22 protein-coding genes and 1 riboswitch are annotated in these 25,401 nt (G+C 58.9%); of the genes, 17 read left to right on the forward strand and 5 right to left on the reverse strand.

Annotation, left to right across the window (positions count from 1 at the left end):
• Positions 1–50: 50 nt before the first annotated feature.
• From uca to QPM17_RS09010, 3 genes are read right to left on the reverse strand one after another with little or no spacing between them, the layout of a single operon-like run.
• On the reverse strand, positions 51–3,686 hold the full coding sequence (gene uca / locus QPM17_RS09000) for an urea carboxylase (protein ID WP_285390315.1): 3,636 nt from the start codon (positions 3,684–3,686) through the stop codon (positions 51–53).
• The gene (locus tag QPM17_RS09005; RefSeq protein WP_285390316.1) at positions 3,677–4,315 is read right to left on the reverse strand and encodes an urea amidolyase associated protein UAAP2; all 639 of its coding nucleotides are present in this window, start codon (positions 4,313–4,315) and stop codon (positions 3,677–3,679) included. Before QPM17_RS09005 ends, uca begins: the two co-directional genes overlap by 10 nt.
• Positions 4,316–4,327: 12 nt before the next feature.
• Positions 4,328–5,059, reverse strand: coding sequence for an urea amidolyase associated protein UAAP1 (locus QPM17_RS09010; RefSeq protein WP_285390317.1), 732 nt, complete (start codon positions 5,057–5,059; stop codon positions 4,328–4,330).
• Between the two features lie 57 nt (positions 5,060–5,116).
• Positions 5,117–5,241, reverse strand: a riboswitch (guanidine-I (ykkC/yxkD leader).
• Between the two features lie 367 nt (positions 5,242–5,608).
• On the opposite strand from QPM17_RS09010, the gene exaC reads away from it, so the two are divergent.
• The 12 genes from exaC to QPM17_RS09070 all read left to right on the forward strand — a co-directional run bounded on the left by exaC (position 5,609) and on the right by QPM17_RS09070 (position 17,727).
• Entirely contained in the window at positions 5,609–7,129 is a 1,521-nt protein-coding gene (exaC, locus tag QPM17_RS09015) for an acetaldehyde dehydrogenase ExaC (protein ID WP_285390318.1), read from the forward strand.
• Between the two features lie 335 nt (positions 7,130–7,464).
• A complete protein-coding gene (gene pqqA, locus QPM17_RS09020; protein ID WP_007153157.1) occupies positions 7,465–7,536 on the forward strand; it encodes a pyrroloquinoline quinone precursor peptide PqqA in 72 nt (23 codons plus the stop codon).
• Between the two features lie 53 nt (positions 7,537–7,589).
• Positions 7,590–8,519 carry a pyrroloquinoline quinone biosynthesis protein PqqB gene (gene pqqB / locus QPM17_RS09025; protein WP_285390319.1) on the forward strand — a complete coding sequence of 310 codons (930 nt, stop codon included), beginning with the start codon at positions 7,590–7,592 and terminating at the stop codon, positions 8,517–8,519.
• On the forward strand, positions 8,516–9,271 hold the full coding sequence (gene pqqC, locus QPM17_RS09030; protein ID WP_285390320.1) for a pyrroloquinoline-quinone synthase PqqC: 756 nt from the start codon (positions 8,516–8,518) through the stop codon (positions 9,269–9,271). Before pqqB ends, pqqC begins: the two co-directional genes overlap by 4 nt.
• The gene (gene pqqD / locus QPM17_RS09035) at positions 9,268–9,546 is read left to right on the forward strand and encodes a pyrroloquinoline quinone biosynthesis peptide chaperone PqqD (RefSeq protein WP_285390370.1); all 279 of its coding nucleotides are present in this window, start codon (positions 9,268–9,270) and stop codon (positions 9,544–9,546) included. The genes pqqC and pqqD overlap by 4 nt, the downstream gene beginning before the upstream one ends.
• Entirely contained in the window at positions 9,543–10,697 is a 1,155-nt protein-coding gene (gene pqqE / locus QPM17_RS09040; RefSeq protein WP_285390321.1) for a pyrroloquinoline quinone biosynthesis protein PqqE, read from the forward strand. Before pqqD ends, pqqE begins: the two co-directional genes overlap by 4 nt.
• Before the next feature lie 22 nt (positions 10,698–10,719).
• Positions 10,720–12,570 carry an alpha/beta hydrolase family protein gene (locus tag QPM17_RS09045; protein ID WP_285390322.1) on the forward strand — a complete coding sequence of 617 codons (1,851 nt, stop codon included), beginning with the start codon at positions 10,720–10,722 and terminating at the stop codon, positions 12,568–12,570.
• 46 nt (positions 12,571–12,616) lie between these two features.
• On the forward strand, positions 12,617–13,780 hold the full coding sequence (gene ercA, locus QPM17_RS09050) for an alcohol dehydrogenase-like regulatory protein ErcA (protein WP_285390323.1): 1,164 nt from the start codon (positions 12,617–12,619) through the stop codon (positions 13,778–13,780).
• Entirely contained in the window at positions 13,764–15,515 is a 1,752-nt protein-coding gene (locus tag QPM17_RS09055; RefSeq protein WP_285390324.1) for a PAS domain-containing hybrid sensor histidine kinase/response regulator, read from the forward strand. The genes ercA and QPM17_RS09055 overlap by 17 nt, the downstream gene beginning before the upstream one ends.
• Positions 15,516–15,562: 47 nt before the next feature.
• Complete coding sequence (locus tag QPM17_RS09060) at positions 15,563–15,847, forward strand: hypothetical protein (RefSeq protein WP_285390325.1); 285 nt, start codon at positions 15,563–15,565, stop codon at positions 15,845–15,847.
• A 27-nt stretch (positions 15,848–15,874) separates the two neighbouring features.
• Entirely contained in the window at positions 15,875–17,251 is a 1,377-nt protein-coding gene (locus tag QPM17_RS09065; RefSeq protein ID WP_285390326.1) for a class II fumarate hydratase, read from the forward strand.
• A gap of 20 nt (positions 17,252–17,271) precedes the next feature.
• Positions 17,272–17,727 carry a CDP-archaeol synthase gene (locus QPM17_RS09070; RefSeq protein ID WP_285390371.1) on the forward strand — a complete coding sequence of 152 codons (456 nt, stop codon included), beginning with the start codon at positions 17,272–17,274 and terminating at the stop codon, positions 17,725–17,727.
• Between the two features lie 6 nt (positions 17,728–17,733).
• Here QPM17_RS09070 and QPM17_RS09075 read toward each other — a convergent pair whose 3' ends face one another.
• Positions 17,734–18,708: a metallophosphoesterase gene (locus tag QPM17_RS09075; protein WP_285390327.1), complete on the reverse strand. Its 975-nt coding sequence runs from the start codon at positions 18,706–18,708 to the stop codon at positions 17,734–17,736.
• A 145-nt stretch (positions 18,709–18,853) separates the two neighbouring features.
• Here QPM17_RS09075 and chrA point away from each other — a divergent pair, with 145 nt between their 5' ends.
• The 3 genes from chrA to msrB all read left to right on the forward strand — a co-directional run bounded on the left by chrA (position 18,854) and on the right by msrB (position 21,215).
• Positions 18,854–20,032, forward strand: coding sequence for a chromate efflux transporter (gene chrA / locus QPM17_RS09080; RefSeq protein ID WP_285390328.1), 1,179 nt, complete (start codon positions 18,854–18,856; stop codon positions 20,030–20,032).
• Between the two features lie 96 nt (positions 20,033–20,128).
• On the forward strand, positions 20,129–20,776 hold the full coding sequence (gene msrA / locus QPM17_RS09085) for a peptide-methionine (S)-S-oxide reductase MsrA (RefSeq protein WP_285390329.1): 648 nt from the start codon (positions 20,129–20,131) through the stop codon (positions 20,774–20,776).
• 10 nt (positions 20,777–20,786) lie between these two features.
• Complete coding sequence (msrB, locus tag QPM17_RS09090) at positions 20,787–21,215, forward strand: peptide-methionine (R)-S-oxide reductase MsrB (protein WP_285390330.1); 429 nt, start codon at positions 20,787–20,789, stop codon at positions 21,213–21,215.
• A gap of 8 nt (positions 21,216–21,223) precedes the next feature.
• On the opposite strand, the gene QPM17_RS09095 is transcribed toward msrB, so the two are convergent.
• Positions 21,224–22,195: a calcium/sodium antiporter gene (locus tag QPM17_RS09095; protein ID WP_285390331.1), complete on the reverse strand. Its 972-nt coding sequence runs from the start codon at positions 22,193–22,195 to the stop codon at positions 21,224–21,226.
• Between the two features lie 289 nt (positions 22,196–22,484).
• Here QPM17_RS09095 and mqo point away from each other — a divergent pair, with 289 nt between their 5' ends.
• Positions 22,485–23,966, forward strand: a complete 1,482-nt coding sequence (mqo, locus tag QPM17_RS09100; protein ID WP_285390332.1) for a malate dehydrogenase (quinone) — start codon at positions 22,485–22,487, stop codon at positions 23,964–23,966.
• Between the two features lie 153 nt (positions 23,967–24,119).
• Positions 24,120–25,352 (forward strand): ATP-grasp domain-containing protein, encoded by a 1,233-nt coding sequence (locus QPM17_RS09105; RefSeq protein ID WP_285390333.1) that lies wholly within the window; start codon positions 24,120–24,122, stop codon positions 25,350–25,352.
• Positions 25,353–25,401: the final 49 nt, after the last annotated feature.

The following is a 25,401-nucleotide window of genomic DNA, read 5'->3' on the forward strand; positions in this document are numbered from 1 at the left end:
TGGTAGGTCTGGTGTTTTTGATTTCGGTTTTGATATGGGGTTGTTGGCATTCATTGACTGATCTCTTCCACGATCACCACCGGCGTTCCCGGCGAGACCGCCTGGCCTGCTTCCCGTCGCACGTCCACCACGCGGCCAGCGACCGGGCTCAGTAGTTCGATTTCCATCTTCATGGATTCGACGACTGCCACCGGCCGCTGGGCCTCGATGGTGTCGCCAGGCTTGACCAGGCATTCCCAGAGGTTACCTGCCACATGGCTTTCCACAGCGTGCTGGCCGGTGGGCAGGTTGGCGATGTCATCCTCGCCGGTGTCCTCTATGGGCGCCTCGGAACTGAAGTTGATCTGGCCGGACTCGATCCAGCGCTGCAGCTCCTCATCGAAAGCCTGCTTGCGCCTGGACGTGAACGTCTGGATCTCGTTGCTGTTGTCCGCCAGGAACTGCTCGTAGTCCTTGAGGTTGAACCGGGTCTCCTCGATGCGGATCGGGTAGTCGCCGTTGGGGAAATCCCGGCGGATCTGTTTGAGTTCGTCCGCACTTACCTCATAGAAGCGAACCTGGTCGAAGAATCGCAGCAGCCAGGGCTTGCCGGGCTCGAAGAAGTCGGTGGTGCGGTAGCGATTCCACATCTGCAGGGTACGGCCGACAAACTGATAGCCGCCGGGCCCTTCCATGCCGTAAATGCACAGGTAGGCGCCGCCGATGCCCACAGAGTTTTCCGCAGTCCAGGTGCGGGCCGGGTTGTATTTGGTGGTCACCAGTCGATGACGAGGGTCCAGCGGTGTGGCCACCGGAGCGCCCAGATAGACATCCCCAAGGCCCATCACCAGGTAGCTCGCCTCGAAGAGTGTCTTTTTCACCTCGTCGATGCTGTCCAGCCCGTTGATGCGGCGGATGAATTCCAGATTGCTCGGGCACCAGGGGGCGTCCTTGCGCACCGACTGCATGTATTTGGCAATGGCGGTCTGGCAGGCTTCGTCATCCCAGGACAGGGGCAGGTGCACGATGCGTGCGGGCACGTCCCATTCCGGCTGCTTTTCCAGTTCCTTTTCGGCGCTGATCAGCAGGTCCAGCAGGGCCCGCTGGTTCAGCTTCTGGCTGTCGTAATGCACCTGCAGGGAACGGATGCCCGGCGTCAGTTCCAGAATGGCCGGGTGCTCTTGCTCACGCAGCCAGAGCATCAGGGCGTGGGCGCGGAAGCGCAGGCGGATATCCAGTTCCATGGGACCGTATTCCACCAGCACGTAGTTGTCGCCGGCGGCCCGGTACACCACGCCGGTTTCATGGTTGGTGTTGCTGAGCGAATCGAGAATCGGGGTTTCTGGTTTGATGGGCGTGATGTAGGCGGTGGCTGCCGTCAGGGTGGCCACGGATTCATCCAGGGCTTCCCGCAAGGCAACCGCCTGATCCTGGCTCACCGGCACGAACTGCAGCTTGTCCCCGGCCTTGAGCTGGCCCAGTTTCCAGAGGTCGGCGCTGATGACTGTGACCGGGCAGACGAATCCGCCCAGGCTGGGGCCGTCGGGGCCGAGGATTACCGGCATGTCGCCAGTGAAATCCACGGTGCCTACCGCATAGGCATTGTCGTGAATGTTGGAGGGGTGCATTCCGGCTTCGCCACCGTTGCTGCGGGCCCATTCCGGTTTCGGGCCGATCAGGCGCACGCCGGTGCGGCTGGAGTTGTAATGAATCTCCCACTCGCTGGCGAAGAAAGTGTCGATGTCCTGGTCGGTGAAATAGTCCGGTGCCCCGTGGGGACCATAGGTGACGTGGAGCTTCCAGGTTTTGCCAATGGTCGGTTTCAGTTCGTTGGGCAGGGTAGTGGCAGCAACGGTTTTTGCTTCGCTCAGCGCCAGAACATCTCCGGCTCGCAGAGCGCGGCCACAGTGGCCGCCGAACTGGCCAAGGGTAAAGGTGCTGCAGGAGGTGAGGTATTCCGGGCAGTCCAGGCCACCACCGAACAGCACATAGGCCCGTGCGCCGTCGCCGGTGGTGGCGCCGAGCTTCAGGGTGGCACCGGCGGGCACGTCAATCACCTGCCAGAAGCCCACCGGCTCATCGTTCAGGGTGGCGTCCAGCGGTGCGCCGGTGAGCACAATCTGGCTGGCGCGATTAAAGCTGAGCACTGGCCCCTTGAGAGTGATTTCCAGGCCCGGCGCTTTTTCCGGATTGCCCAGCAGCCGGTTACCGAGCCGGAACGAGTAGCTGTCGAAAGGGCCGGATGGCGGCACACCAATTTCCCAGTAGCCGATCCGTCCGGGGTAATCCTGGATGGTCGTCATGGTGCCGCCACTAAGCACATCCACAGTGGCTGGCTGGTAGTCAAATTCATTGAGAGTGCGGGTGAACAGGCGGCCTTCCACAAAACGCGGGTCGTCCAGCACTTGGCGCACGTATTTCAGATTGGTCTCGATGCCGTACAGCTGGCTGTCGTCGAGGGCCTGCATCAGCCGCTGCCGGGCCGACTCCCGATCGGGCTCGTGCGCAATGATCTTGGCGAGCATAGGGTCATACAGGGGTGACACTTCCGTGCCCGGCTGTATCCAGGTGTCAATGCGAAGGCCGTCGTCCTCGGGCCAGGCAACATTGGTGAGCAGGCCGGCTCCGGGCTGGAAATCCTTGTTGGGATCCTCGGCATAGATGCGCGCCTGAATGGCATGTCCGGAAGCAGTGAGGTTGCCACTCAGCCCTTTCAGATCGGGCAGGGTGCCGGCCCCAAGTTCCACCATCCAGCGAACCAGGTCCACACCGTAAACCTGTTCGGTCACACCGTGCTCTACCTGTAAGCGGGTATTCACTTCCAGGAAGTAGAACTCGGTGGTGTCCGGGTCGTAGATAAACTCCACGGTGCCGGCACTGCGGTAGGCAATGCTTTCGCCCAGCTGGCGGGCGGTGGCGTGCATGCGGATGCGGACCTCGTCGCTCAGGCCTGGCGCGGGCGCTTCCTCGATTACCTTCTGGTTACGGCGCTGGGCGGAACAGTCCCGTTCGCCCAGGGCAGCCACCTGGCCATGGCCGTCTCCGAACAGCTGCACTTCGATATGGCGTGCGTGCTCCACGAATTTTTCCAGGAACACGCCGCTGTTGCTGAAGTTATTCTGGCTCAGGCGCTGTACCGACTCGAAAGTTTTGCCCAGCTCCTCGGCGCTGTAACAGCGGGACATGCCAATGCCACCACCGCCGGCAGTGCTTTTCAGCATCACCGGATAGCCGATTGCCTCAGCTGCCTGTATCGCTTCGTCCAGACCCGTCAGCAGGCCGGTGCCGGGCAGCAGTGGTACGCCAGCTTCCTCGGCCAGAGCCCGGGCGGTGTGCTTGAGGCCGAACTGTTCCATCTGTTCCGGCGTCGGGCCGAGAAACACCACACCTTCGGCATCACAGCGGCGGGCAAAATCGGCGTTTTCGCTGAGAAAACCATAGCCCGGATGGATGGCGCTCGCGCCACTCTTGCGGACGATCTCGAAAAGCTTGTCCTGGTCCAGATAGGTGGCTGCGGCCGAGCCTTCACCCAGCGAGTAAGCTTCGTCTGCCTGTCGCACATGCAGGGAGTCGGCATCCGCCTCGGCGTAGACCACCACCGAAGTGATGCCCATTTCCCGCAGGGTGCGGATCACCCGGCAGGCAATGGCGCCGCGATTGGCAATCAGGACTTTGTCGGGGTTATTGAGGGCACCGGTCAGCTCCATACCAGCACCTCGATCGGTGTGGGGTTCCAGCCGTTGCAGGGGTTGTTCAGCTGCGGGCAGTTGGAAATCATTACCAGCACATCCATCTTCGCTTCCAGCTCCACGTATTTGCCGGCATCGGAAATGCCGTCGGCAAACGTCAGGCCGCCGTCGGCGGTAACCGGCACGTTCATGAAGAAGTTGATGTTGTGGGTAATGTCCCGTTTGGTCATGCCCAGCTCTTCATGCTCGGTAACCGCCACCAGCCAACTGTCGCGGCAGGCGTGCATGCATTTTTTTTCCAGGGCATAACGGGTGGTGTTGCTCTCCGCCGCGCAGGCGCCACCCAGGGTGTCATGACGGCCACAGGTATCGGCGGTGATCTCCAGCATTACGTTGTTTTCCGAGGACATCAGCCTGGAACCGGCGGTCAGGTAAACATTGCCTTGCTCGCGGATGGTGTCTACGGCGCTGTAACGCTCGGTGGGGTTGTGGGCGTTGTAGAACAGGGTGTCTGCGGCCTGGTTGCCTTCCAGGTCCAGGATGCGGACGGTCTGGCCGGCCTTTACGACTTTCAGGAAATACTCGCCTGCCGGTACGGTTTCGCGGAAGGCGGCGTTGTCGGGTTTCAATGCGCTTTGCTTGATCATGTCCGGCCTCCGTTACTGAAACAGGTGATAAAGGGCAGTGTTGGCGAAGGCGCGGGTGGCCTCCGGTGACGCGAGCTTGCAAGGGTCGGCATCCACGGGGGCCGCCTTGAACAGCTGGTAACGCACGGGATGGCTGGGGTACTCGCTGGCCGGATTCATTGGATGCGGGCAGGTGTGCAGCACCACGATGGTGTCCATCTCGAAACGCAGGTCCACGGTGGCGCCTGCGTGCGAGTGGTTGGCGTCGAAGGCCATGTTGCCGTCGTCGTCGGTCTGCACCTTGCTGAACCAGTTCAGGTTGGCGGTCAGGTCTTTCTTGCCCAGGCCGTATTTGGCCAACTCGTTGAGGAAGCTGGTAAAGCCGTTGCGGTGATAGTGGTTGTGGGCTTGCTGATACGTTTTTTTGCCCCAGCGCTTTTCGACCAGTTCGGCGTTGCAGGTGCCGCTGACCGTGTCATGCCAGCCCAGGTCGTCGCGGATGACAGAGGCAAACACCCGGCCCATGTCCGAAAGCAATACGTGGCCCCTGGTCAGCAGGAAGGTGTGCTGGTTTTTCAGGGTGTCCGGCATGTTGTACCGCTCGAGCGGGTTCTCGGGGTTGTACATCAGCATGCCGACATTGGCCCCGCCGGTTTCGTCAATCAGGCGCAGAACATGGCCGCGGCGCATGATGAAAGACCAGTGGGATCCGCCGGGAATCAGATCGTCATATAGGGGGGCTGCGCTATTGAGAGAGTCGAGCATCGCCTTTTCCTTCTGGTACGGGGTTCAAAGAAACGAGAGACGTCAGTCACTGAACGATCCTCCCGGGCTTTTGTCCCGCCGTGTAACCTTGGAAAAGGTCGTCAACTCTCGGACCAGTCGCCTGTTTTGTCTCGCTTTTGCATCGCTACAAGGAACAGGCCGGAACCCTAGTTGAACTATTTGTCAGATTGTCGCGCTTTGATGCTGGTTTCGGTAACCGACTTCTCGCTGCGTCATACGGGTATTGCAGAGACTATGCCAATTATTAACCGTCTGGTTTTGTTGGTTTTTTATTTTGACGGCGAAACGCGCTTGCTTTCTGTCAGGGCATGCGCACTGTTTTTGTGCACCAGTGAGGGATTTTACGGTGCAATATTTATTCAGGCAGGTTTGACCAGTACTGGCGCGGCTTTGATGCCATCTACTACTAAGGAACGAGTTTTTCACCTCCATCGAATCATTCACCTATCCGGCGCGGGGGTCTACATTGATTGGGTAAACGCGAAAGGCCGCGTTGCCCTTCGACAAACACAACAAGAGGTCGAGACCATGATCTACGCACAACCAGGAAAGGAAGGCTCCGTCGTCTCCTTCAAACCCCGTTACGAAAACTTTATTGGTGGTGAGTGGGTCGCTCCCGCCAAGGGCCAGTACTTTGAAAACATCACCCCGGTAACCGGTGATGTGATCTGTGAGATTCCCCGTTCCACGGCCGAAGATATCGACCTGGCTCTGGACGCCGCCCACAAGGCCGCGCCGGCCTGGGGCAAGACTTCTACCACCGAACGTTCCAACATTCTGCTGAAAATTGCCGACCGCATTGAGCAAAACATCGAGATGCTGGCGGTTGCTGAAACCTGGGACAACGGCAAGGCGGTGCGTGAAACCATCAACGCCGACCTGCCGCTGGCGGTGGACCACTTCCGTTACTTCGCCGGTTGTATCCGTGCCCAGGAAGACACTTCCAGCGCCATTGACAACAACACCGTGGCTTATCACTACCATGAGCCTCTGGGCGTTGTGGGCCAGATCATTCCCTGGAACTTCCCGCTGCTGATGGCGGTCTGGAAGCTGGCGCCCTGCCTCGCCGCAGGTAACTGCACGGTGATGAAGCCGGCTGAGCAGACCCCTGCCAGTATTCTGATTCTGATGGACCTGATCGGTGACCTGCTGCCGCCGGGCGTGGTTAACATCGTCAACGGTTATGGCATCGAAGCCGGCCAGGCCCTTGCCACCAGCAAGCGCATTGCCAAGATTGCCTTTACCGGCTCCACCCCGGTAGGTGCTCACATCCTCAAGTGCGCGGCCGAGAACATCATTCCGTCAACCGTGGAGCTGGGTGGCAAGTCTCCCAACATCTACTTCTCCGACGTGATGAAGGCCGAGCCGGAGTTCATCGACAAGTGTGTGGAAGGCCTGGTACTGGCGTTCTTCAACCAGGGTGAAGTCTGTACCTGTCCGTCCCGCGCCCTGATCCAGGAAGACATGTACGACGAATTCATGGCCAAGGTGATTGAGCGCACCAAATCCATCAAGCGCGGCAACCCGCTGGATACCGACGTGCAGGTGGGTGCCCAGGCCAGCAAGGAGCAGTTCGACAAGATCATGTCCTATCTGGAAATCGGCAAGCAGGAAGGCGCGGAAGTGCTGACCGGCGGTGGCCGTGAGGAAATGGAAGGTGATTACAACAACGGCTTCTATATCCAGCCCACGCTGTTCAAAGGCAAGAACAACATGCGTGTGTTCCAGGAAGAAATCTTTGGTCCGGTGGTGGGTGTAACCACCTTCAAGGACGAGGAAGAAGCCCTGGCCATCGCCAACGATACCGAGTTCGGTCTGGGCGCCGGCCTGTGGACCCGCGACATCAACCGTGCCTACCGCATGGGCCGCGCCATCCAGGCGGGCCGTGTGTGGACTAACTGCTACCACCAGTATCCGGCCCATGCAGCCTTTGGTGGTTACAAGAAGTCCGGCGTTGGACGTGAGAACCACAAGATGGCGCTGGACCACTACCAGCAGACCAAGAACCTGCTGGTCAGCTACGACATCAATCCGCTGGGCTTCTTCTGAGCCAGTAAATGCAGTGACTGTTGTGCGCGGGCCTATCCACACGGGTCCCGTGGCGAGTAAGCACATGGATGTGCATTTTCTTCCCCCGGTGACTGGCCGGGGCTTTGGGGTTTTCCTGCCATCTTTCAGGCCCTTCCCAGGGCCTTTTTTTGTTTCCTGCCGAAGTTCACACAGATGGTCCGAAAGGATGATTTCCTGCGTCCGGATCGGGCAAAAATCAGTGCCAAAGTACCATATTTGACCATCCGGAGACTGGGTAGGATTGAGAGTGAGTTACCGGAAAACCGGTTAACGGATCCTGAATGCCACAACAATCATCACAAGAGGTAAGCATCATGTGGACCAAGCCAGCTTATGAAGACCTGCGGATCGGTTTCGAAGTCACCATGTACTTCGCCAACCGCTGAGAATTGATGGCCAGCCACTTTGCGCTGGCCATTCTGCTTCCGGAGCTCCCATCATGCAGATTCGTATCCTTGGTTCCGCAGCCGGCGGTGGCTTTCCCCAGTGGAACTGCAACTGCGCCAATTGTGACGGTTTCCGTAAAGGCACACTGAATGCCGTCGCCCGCACCCAGTCATCCATCGCGATCAGCGAAGACGGTGTGAGCTGGATTCTCTGCAACACCTCGCCGGATATCCGTGCCCAACTGGCGTCGTTTGACGCCATGCAGCCGGGCAGGGCCCTGCGGGATACCGGCATTGGCGCGGTATTGCTGATTGACAGCCAGGTGGACCATACCACCGGCCTGCTGATGCTGCGTGAAGGGTTGCCGCTGGATGTGTGGTGTACCGCTCAGGTACATGAAGACCTGAGCAGTGGTTTCCCGCTGTTCCGCATGCTGGAACACTGGAATGGTGGCCCCCAGTGGCGCGAAGTACCCTGCACCGATCAGCAGTCCTTCACCATACCCTGCGCACCGTCCCTGCGACTGACCGCGATACCGCTGCTGAGCAACGCGCCGCCGTATTCACCACGCCGTAACAACCCGCATCCGGGTGACAATATTGGCCTGTTCATCGAAGACACCCGCAGCGGCGAAACCCTGATGTACGCCCCGGGCCTGGGTCAGCCCGATGAGCAGATACTGGAATGGATGCGCAGGGCCGATACCCTGCTGGTGGATGGCACCGTATGGCACGACGATGAAATGCTGCGCTGTGAAGTGGGCACCCGCACCGGCCAGGAAATGGGCCACCTGGCACAGAGCGGCCCCGGTGGCATGATCGAGGTGCTCGATACCATGCCGGCAAAGCGGAAGATTCTTATCCACATCAATAACACCAACCCCATTCTGAATGAGGACTCGCCGGAGCGGGCTCTGCTGGCAAGGCACGACATTGAAGTGTCCTTTGACGGAATGCATCTGGATATGGCAGTGCCCTCATGAATGCAATCGCGACCCCGGTCATGAACCGCAAGGATTTCGAACAGGCCCTGCGGGCCAAAGGTCAGTATTACCACATTCACCACCCCTACCATAAAGCGATGTACGGCGGCGACTGCACGCCGGAACAGATCCGTGGCTGGGTGGCCAACCGTTTTTATTATCAGATCAACATTCCCCGCAAGGACGCTGCCATCATGGCCAACTGCCCGGATGCTTCCGTGCGCTGGTTATGGCTGCAGCGGGTGCTGGATCATGACGGCCACAGCGACGACGAGGGTGGTATTGAAGCCTGGCTCCGCCTGGCAGAGGCGGTGGGGCTAACCCGCGAGGAAGTGATCGACCAGCGCCATGTGCTGCCCGGTGTCCGCTTTGCCGTGGATGCCTATCTGAATTTTGCTCGTCGCGCGACCTGGCAGGAAGCGGCATGCTCTTCGCTGACCGAGCTGTTCGCACCGGAAATCCACCAGTCCCGGCTCGACAGCTGGCCCCAGCACTATCCCTGGATAAAGGCAGATGGGTATGCCTATTTTCGCAAGCGGCTGTCCGAAGCACGTCGCGATGTGGAACATGGGCTGAGCATCACACTGGATCATTTCACCACCACGGCACAGCAGGCCCGTGCCCTGGAAATCCTGCAATTCAAACTGGATATCTTATGGTCGATGTTGGATTCCCTGACTATGGCTTATCAGCACCGGACGCCACCGTATCACACCGTCACCGATCAGCCGGTGTGGCACCGGGGGCTGTGATGGCTGTGTCCCTGAAGCAGGTGCCACGTCTCCGCCCGGGTTTTCGCTTCCAGTGGGAGCCGGCCCAGAACACCCATGTGCTGCTGTACCCGGAGGGCATGGTGCGGCTGAACGACAGCGCAGGCGCAGTCCTGAAAGAGGTGAATGGCCAGAGGAACGTGGCGGATATTGTGGCAATCCTGGAGCAACAGTTCCCGGACGCGGGCTCCCTTGAAAACGATGTCAGCGAGTTCCTGAATGATGCCGAACAACAACACTGGATAATGCTCACATGACCGGCTACCACGCCATGCCCAGCGGCGATCGCCCCGGTATCGGACCGCCATTATGGTTGCTGGCGGAGTTGACCTACCGCTGCCCGCTGCAGTGCCCCTACTGCTCCAATCCCCTGGATTTTGCCCAGACCGAGCAGGAACTGACCACGCAGGAGTGGGTAAAGGTACTTCGCCAGGGCCGCGAGATGGGCGCAGCACAACTGGGCTTTTCCGGCGGAGAGCCCCTGGTGCGCCAGGACCTCCCGGAACTGATTGCCGAGGCCCGACAACTGGGGTATTACACCAACCTGATTACCTCAGGGCTGGGACTCACCGAAGCCAAGGTGAACGCCTTCCGGGACGCCGGTCTGGACCACATCCAGGTGAGCTTCCAGGCCTCGGACCCGGAACTGAACAACGCCGTTGCCGGGTCACGCAAGGCCTTCGACCAGAAACTGGCGATGGCCCGTGCGGTGAAGGAAGCGGGCTACCCCATGGTGCTCAACTTCGTGATCCACCGTCACAACATCCACCAGATGGACGATATCATCAGCCTTTGCGAACGGCTGGGTGCAGATTACGTGGAGCTGGCTACCTGCCAGTATTACGGCTGGGCCTTCGAGAATCGTGAAGGGCTGATGCCCTCCAGGTCGCAACTGGAGAGGGCGGAGGCGGAAGTGAACAGTTACCGCAAACGCCTGACGGCCAGCGGTTCGGCCATGAAACTGATCTTCGTCACACCGGATTACTACGAGGAACGACCCAAGGCCTGTATGAACGGCTGGGGCAGCCTGTTCCTGACTGTGGCGCCGGATGGCACCGCCTTGCCCTGCCACAGTGCGAGACTGCTGCCCATCGAATTTCCCAATGTGCGGGAATCCTCGCTACACTCCATCTGGTACGACAGCCCCGGTTTCAATCATTACCGTGGCGACAGCTGGATGCCGGAACCTTGCCGCTCCTGCGATGAAAAAGACAAGGATTTTGGTGGTTGTCGTTGCCAGGCATACCTGCTGACCGGAAATGCCGACAACGCCGACCCGGTATGCAGCAAGTCGCCCCATCACGACCGCATCCTTGCCGCCCGCAAGGCAGCGGATCACGCCACTGCCGGGCTGGAGGAGCTGACCTATCGCAACGCCGACAACTCCCGGTTGTTCTTCAGGGGCTGAGACAGAAGCTCGGTCGTCAATCTTGCCGCTTTCTGCGGAGCAGGCCTCCGCTGCGTTTATCCAGAGGGGGGCGCTGACGGCATCCAGGGCGGGCATATTCTGGTTGGAGTTTGACCCGGCCAGCGGTGACAACCGGCTCAGAAGAGCCGCCTCCGATGGCGCTCAATGGGTAACTCCCTCACATTTTGCGGTTCGCAGCCAGGTTAATGGGTATGGCGGTGGTGCGCTATGCGCCTCGCCGGACGACTTGTTTGCAGTAGAAGCGTCCGGGCAGCAGATTCATCGTATTGACCCCCGTACCGGTAGCCTAGAAGTGCTAACGCAAGACCCGGACGCCAGCTTTGGCGGGCTGGTGTGGGACCATCGTCTTCAACGTGTCCTGGCGGTTCGTGAAAGCAGGGGGTGTCAGCAGCTGGTGGCAGTCCAGGGCCAGAACCGCCTCCGGTTTCTTCACGACAGCGAGGATTTTTACAGCGCTCCGGCACTGTCCGACAGTGGCAAACGTATTGCCTGGGTGTCCTGGTCCCTGCCAGACATGCCCTGGGTGGCCTCAGTTCTCTGGACGGCGGATGTTGATACAGACGGAGCGCTGGTCCGGGCGCGTTGTTGGCCTACGGCTGAAGATGGCAGCGTTCAGCAGCCTGTTTTTGATGGCGAACAGCTGCATGTACTGTCGGATCATGAGGGCTGGTGGCAGCCCTGGCAGGTTTCCTTTGCGGAAGGCAGAGCCAGCTGGACCTGCCTGGATGCCACGGCTGCGGACCATGCTAGTGCACCCTGGCAATTGGGAGAGCGTCATCATCTGCCTCTGGGAGACGGTGGTTGGGCACGGGTGCGTTATGTTGCCGGAAGAGGAGAGCTGTGGCTGAAACCGTCAGCCGGTGCCACGCCCGGCAGAGTCCGGACAGACCACGCGGACATTCGTCATCTCGCCGTCATCGAAGATCATCTCTATTGCATTGCCCGGTCTGCCACGTGCCTGGACTCGGTGGTGCAGGTGGACATGAAAACCGGTGATGTCATCACACTGGCGGGCGGAGAGCCCCCTTTCGATACGGTCACCGTTGCACCGGAAACCTTTTGGATTCCTGCATCGGACACAGTCGCGGAGGAGGTAAGCGGTTTCTGGTATCCGCCAGCAGGACATTCGCCGGAATCTGCCCCACCACCACTAATCCTGATTGCCCATGGCGGGCCCACCTCCACCGCCTGGCCGGTGTTCAATCCGCAGGTCCAGTTCTGGTGCCATCACGGGTTTGCGGTGGCAGAGGTCAATTACCGTGGCAGCGCGGGATTTGGCCGGGATTTCCGCCTGGTACTGGCCGGCAACTGGGGCCAGGCAGACGTGGAAGACATGGAGCGGGCAGCGGATTACCTGGTGGCCAGCGGCCGTGCGGATGCCCGCCGGCTGTTTATTCAGGGCCGTAGCTCCGGTGGTTACACGGCATTGCTGGCCATGACTCGAAGCCAGCGGTTCCGGGGCGGCGCCAGCCTGTTCGGGGTCAGTGATCCTGCTCGCCTGAGGGAAGTGACGCATCGTTTCGAGTCCGGTTACCTGGGCTGGCTGCTGGGGCCGCCTGATGAGTTTCCCGGGCGCTGGCGGGAACGAACGCCGGTGCTGCAGTCGCACCGTATCCGTGGGCCCATGATCTTTTTCCAGGGCGGGCAGGACCGGGTGGTAGTGCCGGAACAGACCGAGTCAATGGTGCGGGTACTGGAGCAGAACGGGCAGGAGGTTGAACTATGGTGGTTTGAAGAGGAAGGGCACGGTTTCCGGCAGCGTCACAATCAGATTGCGCTGCTTGAAAATCTGCTGGCGTTCTATCAGCGGCATAGCCAAAAGTGCGATGATGGTGGTCAGCACTTGAGGTAAACTCGAGTTTTATATAACAACAACAGTATTGCTGAAGAGAACGCCCATGAGCTACGACATTTCCGCTCTGCGCAAGTTTGTTTCCCCCGAAATCGTCTTTGGTGCCGGTTCCCGCAAGGCGGTGGCCAATTTCGCCAGCAACTTTGGTGCCCGGCATGTGTTTCTGGTGTCCGACCCCGGCGTGGAGAAAGCAGGGTGGGTTACGGAAATTGTGGACATTCTGGTAACGGCCGGCATTCGAGTGACGGTGTTTACCGGCGTATCGCCCAATCCCAAAGTGGACGAAGTCATGGCCGGTGCAGAGCTGTATCGCTCCAGCGAGTGTGATGTCATCGTTGCCATCGGGGGTGGCAGCCCCATGGACTGCGCCAAGGGCATTGGCATTGTCAGCGCCCATGGCCGGAGCATCCTCGATTTTGAGGGGGTGGATACCATCACCTCGCCGTCGCCGCCGATGATCCTGATTCCCACCACCGCCGGTACGTCCGCGGATGTCTCCCAGTTTGCGATCATTTCCGACCCCGACCGGCGTTTCAAATTCTCTATTATCAGCAAGGCGGTTGTGCCGGATGTGGCGCTGATCGATCCGGAAGTGACCGAAACCATGGACGCCTACCTGACCGCCTGTACCGGTGTCGACGCCCTGGTGCATGCTATTGAGGCCTTCGTTTCCACCGGCAGCGGGCCGCTCACCGACACCAATGCGCTGGAAGCCATCCGGCTGATCAACCGCAACCTGGAACCGCTGGTGCGTAATACCGCCGATGCGCACCTTCGGGAACAGATCATGCTGGCGTCCATGCAGGCCGGGCTGGCGTTTTCCAATGCGATTCTGGGCGCTGTCCATGCCATGTCCCACAGCCTGGGGGGCTTCCTCGATCTGCCCCACGGCCTTTGTAATGCGCTGCTGCTGGAGCATGTCGTAGCCTATAATTACACCTCCGCCGAAGAGCGTTTCCGGCGGGTAGCCGAGGCCATGGATATTGATACCCGCGGGATGTCGAAACCGGTCATCAAGCAGCGCCTGATGGAGCGGATCGTTGCGCTCAAGAGCGCAGTGGGCCTGGAAGCAAAACTGGCCAAACTGGGTGTGACCACCTCCGACATTCCTTACCTGTCGGGATTTGCGCTGCAGGATCCCTGTATCCTCACCAATCCCCGCAAGTCTTCACGGCGTGATGTTGAAGTCGTCTATGAAGAAGCCCTCTGATTCCAGCGATGCCGACTACGACATCGGCGACCTGCTCGGTCTTGGCAGCCAGTCGGTACGCAAGAACTATTATCCGGCGTTACAGGAGCGGATTGACGAACTGGAAAAGGAACGCAACCGCTACAAGTGGCTGTTTGAAAATGCCCTCCACGGAATCTTCCAGGCCAATCTTAGGGGTGGTTTCGTGGCTGCCAACCCGGCCATGGCACGCATCTGCGGTTATGACGATGCCGATGACCTGATTGCCCGTGTCATTCGCCTGCGAGAGCAACTTTTCTGCAGTTCCGCAGAGTTTGACGCCATACGTCAGGAATTACTGGATCACGGCAGCCTCAGCGCCCGGGAAACCCGGCTCAGGCGCGCTGACAATACCCCCGTACACGTTGCCATTACGCTGCTTCGGCGTCCGGACCTCGGGCCGGAAGTGGTGGAAGCCTTTGTTGCGGACATTACTGAACGCCACCTGGCTCGGGAAAAGCTGCGAAAGCTCAACGCCGATCTGGAGCGCCGGGTGGAAGAGCGCACTGATGAGCTCCAGAACGCCAATGTGGGATTACGCTACCAGATAGAGCAGCGGGAGAAAGTAGAGCAGGAACTGGTTGTGGCTGTGGATGCCGCACGACAAGCCAATGAAAGCAAGGACAAATACCTGGCGGCTGCCAGTCATGACCTGCTTCAGCCTCTGAATGCGGCCCGGCTGCTGGTCTCTGCTCTGATCGACAGCGACCTGCCGGTGAACGAAAGCCGCCTGGTACAGCGGGTGCAACGTTCGCTGGAAAGCGCGGAGGATCTGCTGGCGGATCTGCTGGATATCTCCAAGCTGGAACAGAAAGCCATGCAGCCTGACTATGTTCATACCGACATTGGTGAACTGATGCGGGGGCTGGCTCAGGAATTTGAACCACTGGCTGAGAATGCGGAACTGAACTTCCGCCTGCGTGCCGGTGCCGGCAGTGTCCGCACCGATCCGCGAATGCTGACACGGATCCTCAGGAATCTGTTGAGCAACGCCTTTCGTTACACCACCGAGGGTGGAGTCCTGTTTGCTGCCCGCAAGCGTGGTTCCAACCTGGAAATCGGAGTCTGGGATACCGGTGTCGGAATCGAAAAGGCAAAGCTTGAGGATATTTTCAGAGAGTTCCATCAGATACTGCCCAAAGGTGGCGGTCGGCAGGGGGTTGGCCTGGGCCTGGCAATCGTTGATCGAATGGCGAGGGTGCTGGGTTGTGAAATTCGGGTGGATTCCGTTTATGGCAAGGGCTCCTGTTTCAGTATTTTCCTCCCGCAGAGCAACGTCAGGGAGTCATCCGCTGGTCATCGGGACAGGGAGGCGCCGGTACCTGTTTCTTCCTCTTTCGAGGGTCTTCGCGTTCTGGTGATTGATAATGAAGAGCCGGTGCAGGAGAGCATGCGGGCGGTGCTGGAACGTTGGGGTTGCCAGGTGGTGACGGCAGGCAGCGCAGTGACTGCCATAGAGTGCTGTCAGGCCGTCGACATAATTCTTGCGGACTTCCATCTGGATGAGAACCTGACAGGGTGCGAGGCGATCCATGCCGTTCGTCGTCACTTCGATCGTGATATCCCCGCTGCGGTCATTACCGCCGACCGCAGCGATGAAACGCGCCGGCTGATCAGTACCCAGTACCTGCCCATTCTGAACAAGCCGGTAAAGCCTAATCGCCTGAGGGCTCTGGTAACCAGTCTTGCGGCCTCCCTTGGCCCTGATCGGGAATGAGCGTCTACACTTCATACTGTCAATAACTGTTTTGTCAGGAGAGAGTTATGTCCGTTCCCGAAAATGCCCTTACCAATCACGAAGTGACCGTATGCCTGTCCGGCGGAGCCATCCTGGGGCCCTATAACGCGACCTGGTCCAGGGACGAGGGGGGCGACGTACGTGAACTGGTGAGGGAGTACGATGGCTACCTGCAGGGGGAAAAGCAGCACCGGTTCAAGTTCCACCTGCACGATGCCTATACCAATACAGTTCATACCCTGATTCTGAATTTTGATCAGGTTACCGGCATTTGCGACCATGTCAGGCTGAAGTCGCCACTTAATAAATGATCGCAGCTGGCTGACGAGGAGGATGTCATGACTATGTTCAGGACAGAAAAGGACAGCCTGGGAGAAGTGCGCGTCCCCCAGGACGCTTTGTGGGGAGCCCAGACCCAGAGGGCCGTTGAGAATTTCCCGGTCAGCGGCTTACCCATGCCGCCGGCCTTCATCGCTGCGGTGGTGCGGGTAAAACAGGCGGCCGCCGACGCCAACGCCAGCCTCGGATTGCTGGACAACGAGGCCCGCGATGCCATTGTGGCGGCAGGGAACCGCATACTGGATGGCGAATGCGCCGACCAGTTCCCCATTGACCGCTACCAGACCGGTTCGGGCACCAGCACCAACATGAATGTGAATGAGGTCATCGCGGCACTGGCAGGTCAGGACGAGGTAGAGATTCACCCGAATGACCATGTGAACATGAGCCAGAGCTCCAACGACGTGATTCCAACTGCCATTCATGTCAGTGCGGTTGCCGGGATTCAGGAGCGGCTGATTCCCGCGCTGACCCACCTTTGCGGAATCATTTACGAGCGTGAAGCCCTGTTCACTGATCAGGTCAAAACCGGCCGTACCCACCTGATGGATGCCATGCCGGTTACCCTGGGCCAGGAGCTGAGAACCTGGCGGGAGCAACTGCTCGCTGTTGAAAAGCGGCTTGAGGCGGCATCTGATGATCTGCTGGAGGTCCCCCAGGGCGGGACAGCGGTGGGTACCGGCGTGAACGCGCTGCACGAATTTCCGGACCAGTTCATCAAGTTTCTCAGGTCCAACACCGGCTACCAGTTCCGTTCCCTGGAGCACAAGTTTGTAGGGCAGAGTGCCATTGACGCGCCGGTGGCTCTGTCGGCACAGCTCCGCGGAATGGCCATTGTGCTCACCAAGATTGCCAATGACCTGCGCTGGATGAACAGCGGACCTATCCATGGTCTGGCGGAAATCAGCCTGCCAGCGTTGCAACCGGGTAGCAGCATTATGCCGGGCAAAGTAAACCCGGTAATACCGGAGTCGGTAGCAATGGTGGGGGCCCAGGTCATGGGCCTGGACAACAGCATTGCCATTGCCGGGCAGTCTGGCAATTTTCAGCTGAATGTTATGTTGCCGTTGGTGGGGGCAAATCTGTTGGACATGATTGAGCTGCTGACCAATGCATCCACCGTGCTGGGTGAGAAGGCAATCCGGGATTTCACGGTGAACACTGATCACCTTAACGAAGCCGTTGGTAAAAATCCGGTGCTGGTTACCGCGTTGAACCCGGAAATCGGTTACAGCCTGGCCTCCGAGATTGCCAAGGAAGCCTATCAGACCGGGCGGCCGGTGATTGATGTGGCGGAGGAACGTAGTGGTCTCGACCGTAACCGGCTCGAGGAACTGATGGACCCGCTGAAACTGACAAAAGGCGGCGTTGCCTGATCTATCTCGAGCTCTTCGTGATGCTGGTGCTGGCAAACGGAGCGCCGGTTCTGGCCGCTCGCCTGTTTGGCAGCCACTGGTCCGCTCCTGTCGACGGTGACAGGCTATGGCGGGATGGCAGGCCGCTGCTCGGGAGCAGCAAAACCTGGCGCGGCGTTGTTTCAGGTACGCTGGCTTGCGGCCTGTTTACGCTGATGACCGGGATGGGACTGCTATTTGGCCTGGTGTTCGGGTTGCTGGGCCTGATTGGCGATATGATCAGCAGCTTCATCAAGCGCCGTGCCGGTATGGCCTCCAGTGCCCGGGCCATAGGGCTGGACCAGATTCCCGAGGCATTACTGCCCATGCTACTGGCGTGGCTCTGGCTCGAGCTGAGTGGCCTGGCCGTAGCAGGCGTGATAGTGCTTTTTACCCTCTCCAATATTCTGCTGTCACCGTTGCTGTATCGGCTGGGTATTCGTCACCAGCCCCATTGAGCCTGGTCAGCCCGGTCCGGCCGTGAGGGTGTGCAGGGTAACTTCAGGCGGGCAGTTCAGGCGGACATTGACCACCGAAGTACCGGTTCCCGGAGAGGTATAACCCTGCATGCCGTTGCGGCGCCAGTAGCCGCGGCCAAGTTCCCGGGGGCAGTCGGAATCCAGGGTGACGGGAATGCCGCCGGGCAGGCAGATCTGCCCACCATGGGTATGTCCGCACAGGAAAACGTCATAGCCGGCATGGGCAGCCTCCCGCCAGATTTCGGGGGTATGGCTGAGCAATATGCTGATGCCGCCCGGTGGAATCCGGTCACCGGCCCTGTGCAGATTGTGGACTTTGTAGAAATGGGCATCATCCACGCCTGACAGGTAGAGCTTGTCATCCCCACTTTTCAGTTCCACGTGTTCATTCATTAACAGGTGATACCCCATGTCCTCGAGGCCGGGCACCATGCGCACACTGTCATGATTGCCCAGAACCGCGTAAGCCTTGCCCCGGATGGCGCCCCGCAGCCTCGCCATTCCCTCCATGGCATTATCAATCGGCCCCCAGGTCAGGCGACGGTAGTCACCGGTCAGCACGCACAGGTCGTATTCCAGAGGCTCGATCCGGTCGATAACTGCCTGCAGGTTGGCCTCATCCATATCGACATGAAGGTCGGTCAGCTGCAGTATACGATAGCCCTCGAACGCCGCCGGCAGGCCGTTGATGTGGAAGTGGTTATGAACGGTGTCCAGACGGCGGCTGTTAGCCTGGCCCCGCCGGAACAGTCCCGCCAGTTTCAGGCAGGTGCTGATAAACCGTGGTGCCGAGGTAATATTCTCGAGATGGAACGAATGCTGGTCCGGCCCGAAAATCTTTGCCTCCGCTTCCCGTTCAATGCCGAGGCGCTGTCGCGCGTGAACCGGGCCAAGCCTGAGGCTCAGGCGATATTCCAGCAGTTCGTCCTGATTTTCTGGTGTATGGGCCCGGGCAGTCATTGCTGATCCTGTTGGTTGTTGTGAGTGTTTCCTGTCACGATCCGGTCAACCCGCCCCCTCATTATGGTCGGGTCTGGGAGTGATGCAACAGGGAAGTCATAATGTGCACTCTTCTTAATTCACGCTGTCGGAGACAGAGGGTTCCATGTCCAAGGATGCCTACCCCGGGTCGTTACCTGTCTGGCACATTTTTCTGTTGTTTCTGCGTCTTGGCCTGACCTCGTTTGGCGGCCCGGCGGCTCATCTGGGGTTCTTCCATGGGGAATTTGTAAAACGCCGGCGGTGGTTGTCGGATTCCGCCTATGGCGAAGTGGTTGCGCTGTGCCAGTTATTGCCGGGGCCCGCGTCCAGTCAGGTGGGGCTGGCGCTTGGTTTCCTGCAGCGCGGATACAGTGGTGCTGCCGCAGCCTGGCTTGGGTTTACCCTGCCATCGGCCCTGTTGATGACATTGTTTGCCCTGGGTCTTGGGTTATGGCCGGATGCCGGAGAGGGTGGATGGATAACCGGCCTCAAACTGTTCGTGGTGGCGGTTGTTGCCCAGGCCGTCTGGCAGATGGGCCGGAGCCTGTGCCCGGACAGCCCGCGGTTATCCATCGCAGTACTGGTAACGATACTGTTGCTGACCGTTGGTGAAACCTGGATGCAGATTCTGGCACTGCTTGTCGCGGGGGCAGCGGGTGCGGCATTGAAGCTGCCCCGGAAACAGTCTGCAGAGGCATTGACCATACCCGTACAGACTCGTCGCCCCATGGCTTTCTTTGCCGTGTTTATTTTGCTGTTGGTGCTGGCATTCATACCGCTGGCGTCGGGCTCCCTGGGCTGGATCTGGGCCGAACTGTATCGTGCCGGTGCATTGGTGTTCGGTGGCGGGCATGTGGTGCTGCCCTGGTTGCAGGAAGGCTTTGTGGCATCTGGCGCCATGCCGGCAGACACCTTCCTGGCCGGCTATGGGGTTGCCCAGGCGATGCCGGGGCCGCTGTTTTCCTTCTCTGCGTTTCTCGGTGGTGTAGAAAATGGTTGGGCCGGTGCGGCAGTAGCCGTTTTTGCTGTCTTCCTGCCAGGAACTCTGCTGGTGTTTGCCGGTCTTCCCCTGTGGTCCTACATTCGCAGCCATGAAGTCGCCCGGTCAGCACTTGCCGGAGTGAATGCAGGTGTCGTCGGGTTGTTGATTGCTGCATTGTATGATCCGGTCTGGACCTCGGCCGTACATGGTTCAGGGTCAGTGGGGTTTGTTCTGCTGGTCTGGCTTGCCCTGGCTTTGTGGCGGGTGCCGGTGTGGATCCTGGCGCCCGCCAGTGCCCTGGCGGGGCTGCTGCTTTTCTGATCGGGTCTGCCGGGGTGGCCAAAACCGTTCAGTAAGACCACACTTGGGCACAAGCGTACGCGCATTAATGGTAATGACTCAGAGGCAAAAGCTGATATGTCGACATCCTGCAATATTCCAGGCCTGAACGTACCGAAAAGCCGTTTTCCGGACCCCGAGAGCGATCTGCCTGCCAGTAGCGACAGGGAGCAGAGAATCGTGCTGGCAGGTGGCTGCTTCTGGTGTGTAGAGGCGGTTTTTCTGGCGGTTAACGGGGTGAACAGTGTTGAGTCCGGCTACGCCGGTGGCAGCGAGGACACTGCAAACTACGAAGCAGTATGCAGTGGCCAGACCGGCCACGCCGAAGTGGTCGATGTGCGATACGACCCGCAAACGGTGAGCCTGGGCGAGATCCTGAAAGTATTCTTCTCTGTGGCTCACGATCCTACCCAGCTCAATCGTCAGGGTAATGATCGTGGTACCCAGTACCGTTCAGCGATCTTCTACGAGACGGAAGACCAGAAACAGGTGGCGGAGGCCTATATCCGCCAGCTGAATGCGGCGGGCGTCTACGATGACCCGGTGGTGACCACCCTTGAGCCACTGGACGCATTCTATCCTGCGGAGTCGTACCACCAGAACTTTGCCGCCCGGAATCCTTATCAGCCCTACATCATGGCTGTTGCAGCACCAAAGATGGAAAAGCTTGTGGACGCATTCGGTGATCGGCTGAAACCCGGTTACTCCGATAACGATATTGCCTGAGGAGGCTGCTATGAGCGTTTCTGCTGCAGGTTACGACCTGACACCGCTGACACCGGAACAGATTGAGAAGAAAGCCGCCAGCCTGACTGATGAAGAGCGCCGCGTGCTGCTGGACCACGGCACCGAACGGCCCTTCTGCGGCACGCTGCTGGATAACAAAAACCCCGGCGTCTATTACTGTCGGTTATGCGAGCTGCCACTGTTCAGTTCGGATTCGAAATTTGATTCCGGCACCGGCTGGCCCAGTTTTTTTCAGCCGTTCGATACCGACCACATTCGTTATATTGAAGACAGCAGCCTGGGCATGACCCGCACAGAAATTCGCTGCCCGCGCTGCGACAGCCATCTGGGGCATGTGTTCCCCGATGGGCCGCCGCCGACCGGGCAACGCTACTGTCTGAATTCCGTGGCCATGGTATTCTGGGAGAATCAGGACTGACCCTGTGATCAGCCGACCACGGTCGATACCAGATAGCTGGCGTAACCGACGTACACCAGCAGCAGGACCACGCCGTCCGGTCGGCCGACAGTACGGGCCTTGCCCGTCAGGCCAAAGCTCATTACCAGCAGACCAATGGTCAGGGCAGCCATTAATGTCCAGTCCCGGTAAAGTACTTCCATATCAACGGTCATTGGTTCAATGGTCGCCGCGAGGCCAACAACAGCCAGGGTGTTGAAAATACCTGACCCGAGGATGTTGCCCAGTATCAGGTCGTGCTCATTCTTCTTCACCGCCGCCAGCGCAGACGCCAGCTCTGGTAGTGATGTGCCTATGGCGACAATGGTCAGACCGATGATCAGATCGCTCACGCCCAGGCTCTGGGCAATGAATACTGCGCCCCAGACCAGCATGCGGGAGCTGACCAGGAGCAAAACCAGGCCAATGGCCAGCCACATCAGCGCGATATTCAGGGGCATCGGGTGGGCCATCAGCTCGGCGTCCGTTTCGCCGATCAGTGAGTCGCCCTTGCCCTGCATGCCCTGATAGATGGACCAGCCCATGACTGCCGCGAAGACAGCCAGCAGCACCCAGCCATCAAGCCGTGTCAGTTCGCCATCAATCAACTGGTAACCGGCAATGGCGGTCAGGACCAGCAGCAGAGGAAGCTCTTTGCGTATGACCTGGGAGTGCACAGCAATTGGAGCGATCACCGCGGTAATTCCGACGATGACCGCAATATTGGTGATGTTTGAGCCATAGGCGTTGCCCAGGGCCAGTCCCGGGTTACCATCCAGCGCGGCCATGGCGGATACTGCCAGTTCTGGCGCGGAGGTACCGAACCCGATGATCACCATGCCGATCAGCAGGGAAGGCATGCCCAGGTGCTTGGCGGTTGCCGCCGCACCTTCGATGAAGCGGTCGGCGCTCCAGACAAGAAGAATCAGACCAGCAATGATTGCTGCAAGTGCCAATAACATAAAGAAAACCTGATGGTGAAAGCCACGCGGCATGAGACTAAAGTGGCGGTGATATCCTTGACCGCAGGCGCGAGAATGATAGTAACCACGTCCGGCGAGCGCATTTTAAACGTTTGACCCAGTCGCGGCCACTGGTCGTAAAGAAATTCAGTACGTTGGCTGGGCGTCAATTGACAATCGCAATTTATTATCCGCTCAGAAAACGGGATAATCTCGCGCGCAATTTCAGAAAGCCCCTCTGCTGATCGCGGATGGGTTACAGGCTTTAAACTAGCTAGGGTGATAACCAATGGCCGTTAGACAGGCAGATGTGGTGCTGGTCGGCGGTGGCGTCATGAGCGCTACCCTCGGCATGATGCTCAGGCAGCTGGATCCTTCCCTGGACATCGTCATGGTGGAACGTCTTGATCACGTGGCCCATGAAAGCACCGACGGATGGAACAATGCGGGTACCGGGCATGCCGGGTACTGTGAGCTCAACTACACCCCGGAAACCGAAGACGGCGACGTTACCATCGAGCGGGCACTGAAGATCAATGCTTCGTTCGAAGTCTCGCTTCAGTTCTGGTCCCACCTCGTGGAGCAGGGCATCCTGCCGGAGCCCAAAAGCTTCATCAACCGTACGCCCCACCAGAGTTTTGTCTGGGGCGAGGATAGCGTGAAGTTCCTCAAGCGCCGCTTCGAGAAACTTAGCGCCCACCACCTGTTCCGTGAAATGGAGTACTCCGAATCTCCACGGGATCTGGAAGAATGGATGCCCCTGGTGGTCAACAACCGCGATCCGATGCAACGGGTAGCAGCCACACGGATCAGGCATGGCTCGGATGTGGATTTTGGCTCCCTTACCCGCAGCATGGTGAAGTTCCTGGAAACCACGCCGAATTTCGAGCTGATGCTCAGTAGCCCCGTGCATTATCTGGCCAAGCGCGATAATGGTCGGTGGAAGGTTCGGGTAAAAAACCAGAAAACCGGCGAGCTGACTAAGCTCGAGGCCGGCTTTGTTTTCCTGGGTGCCGGGGGCGGCGCGCTGCCGATGTTGCAGAAATCCAACATCGATGAGTCGAAGGGCTATGGCGGCTTTCCCGTCAGTGGGCAGTGGTTGGTCTGCCAGAAACCGGAAATCGTTGAGCAGCACAATTCCAAGGTGTACGGGAAGGCGCCGATTGGCGCGCCTCCGATGTCTGTGCCGCATCTGGATACCCGCATCATCAATGGCGAGCCGGCCCTGCTGTTCGGTCCGTTTGCAGGGTTTACCACGCGTTTTCTCAAGCAGGGCTCGGTCCTGGACCTGTTCGGTTCCGTCAGCCCCACCAATCTTCGCCCCATGCTCTCCGTCAGTCGCACCAATATGGACCTGACCCGCTACCTGATCGGCGAAGTGTTCCAGTCACACAGTGACCGCGTGGCCTCCCTGCGCAACTACTTCCCGGATGCGCGCGAGGAAGACTGGCGCCTGCAGGACGCCGGCCAGCGTGTCCAGATCATCAAGAAATCGCCGGACGGTGGCGGCAAGCTGGAGTTCGGTACTGAAATTGTGGCGGCGAAAGACGGCACTCTGGCCGCGCTCCTGGGAGCCTCACCGGGTGCTTCGACAGCTGCCCATGCCATGATCGATGTGATCGAACGCTGCTTCCCGGAGAGGATCAGGACACAGGAGTGGCAGGAGCGCATGAAAGTCATGGTTCCCTCCTACGGTCAGTCCCTGGTTGATGATGAGCAATTGCTCAAAAAGGTGCGGGAACGAACGCTCTCAACCCTGAAACTGGGGTGATATTCCCAAACGATCTAAGGGTGTCAAAAGCGCTGGCAACACTGGTTTTTCCGCCGGTAGGGCCGGCGCGCATCGCATTTCAGGCGCCGGGTTTGGTTGCGATTTGTAACCAAAGCGTTACGTTATAAGTAAACATCCCAAAGGAGAACGCCTATGAGCGAGCACAAGTTCGATCCCAATAAAGGTTATGTCGCACTCCTGGGTTGGAGTCTGAATGCGGTGGAAGCCGCAGACAAATTCGACCGCCGTTACGTGGTGGTGGCTCCCGACTGGGCTGAAGCCTATTGCAAAGAACACGATATTCCCTATGTTCCCTGGAATTTCGAACGTCTGAACGACCGCTCCGTGGAGATTGCCCAGACACTCAAAGAGATGGGTGTGGATGTGGCGATTCCACTGTTCGAAGAGACGGTGGAATGGGCCGGTGCCATCAACTCGGTATTGATGGATCAGCCCAAGCTGTTCGGCCAGTCCATGCTGTTGCGGGACAAGGCACTGATGAAGCGCCGTGCCCAGTTGGGCGGTATTCGCGTCGGTATTTTTGAGGAAGCCCATGACCGGGACGACGTTATTCGCTTCCTCAAGCGTGTTAACCAGACATTGCTCAAGCTGGACGGTGACCCCAACGATCCGATTCACCTGAAGGCCTTCGACAAGGCCGGCTGCCTGGGCCACCGGGTTATCCGCACACCGGATGAGGTGGACACCATCCCCGACGAAGAATTTCCGGTGCTGATGGAATCCCACCTGGATGGCTGGGAATTCGCGGTCGAGGCCTGGATTCATAAGGGTAAGATTGCGTTCCTGAACATCTCGGAATACGTCACTCTGGGGTATTCCGTATTCGTACCGGCTACCCCGGACCTGGAAAAGTATCGCGAACAGATTACCCGCGAGATTGAGAAACTGATCAAGACATTTGACATCGAATTCGGGTTTATCCACCCCGAGTACTTCGTGACCAGCGACAGCACCATGTACTTCGGGGAAGTGGCCTATCGGCCGCCCGGGTTCAAGGTATTCGAACTGCTTGAACGGGCCTATGGTTTCAACGCCTATCAGGCATTGATCATGACGTTCGATCCGAAAACCACCGATGAAGAGGTCAAGGCCTTCTTCCCGAAAGAGGTGGTGGATGCCAAGGGTTATGCCGGCTGTTTCGGTGTCTACCCGCGCCGCCGGGTAGTCAGCAAGCTGGAAATGCCGGAGGAAACCGAGAATCACGAGTACTTCGAGTCTCACGAACTGACGCCACCGATGGAAGAAACAGTCACCAAGCGTACCGCGTTTGGCACACACTGGGGCCTGATTTACTTCTTCGGTGAAGACCCCTATGTGATGAGAGATTTGTTGAAACATCAGGAAGAACTGGATTTCTATGTATAATTCCGCAAGGAATTAACAATAATGGGTCTGGTTCAGACCCTGAGGAAGA

The sequence above is a fragment of the Marinobacter azerbaijanicus genome (assembly GCF_030250645.1).
Taxonomy (GTDB): Bacteria; Pseudomonadota; Gammaproteobacteria; order Pseudomonadales; family Oleiphilaceae; genus Marinobacter; species Marinobacter azerbaijanicus.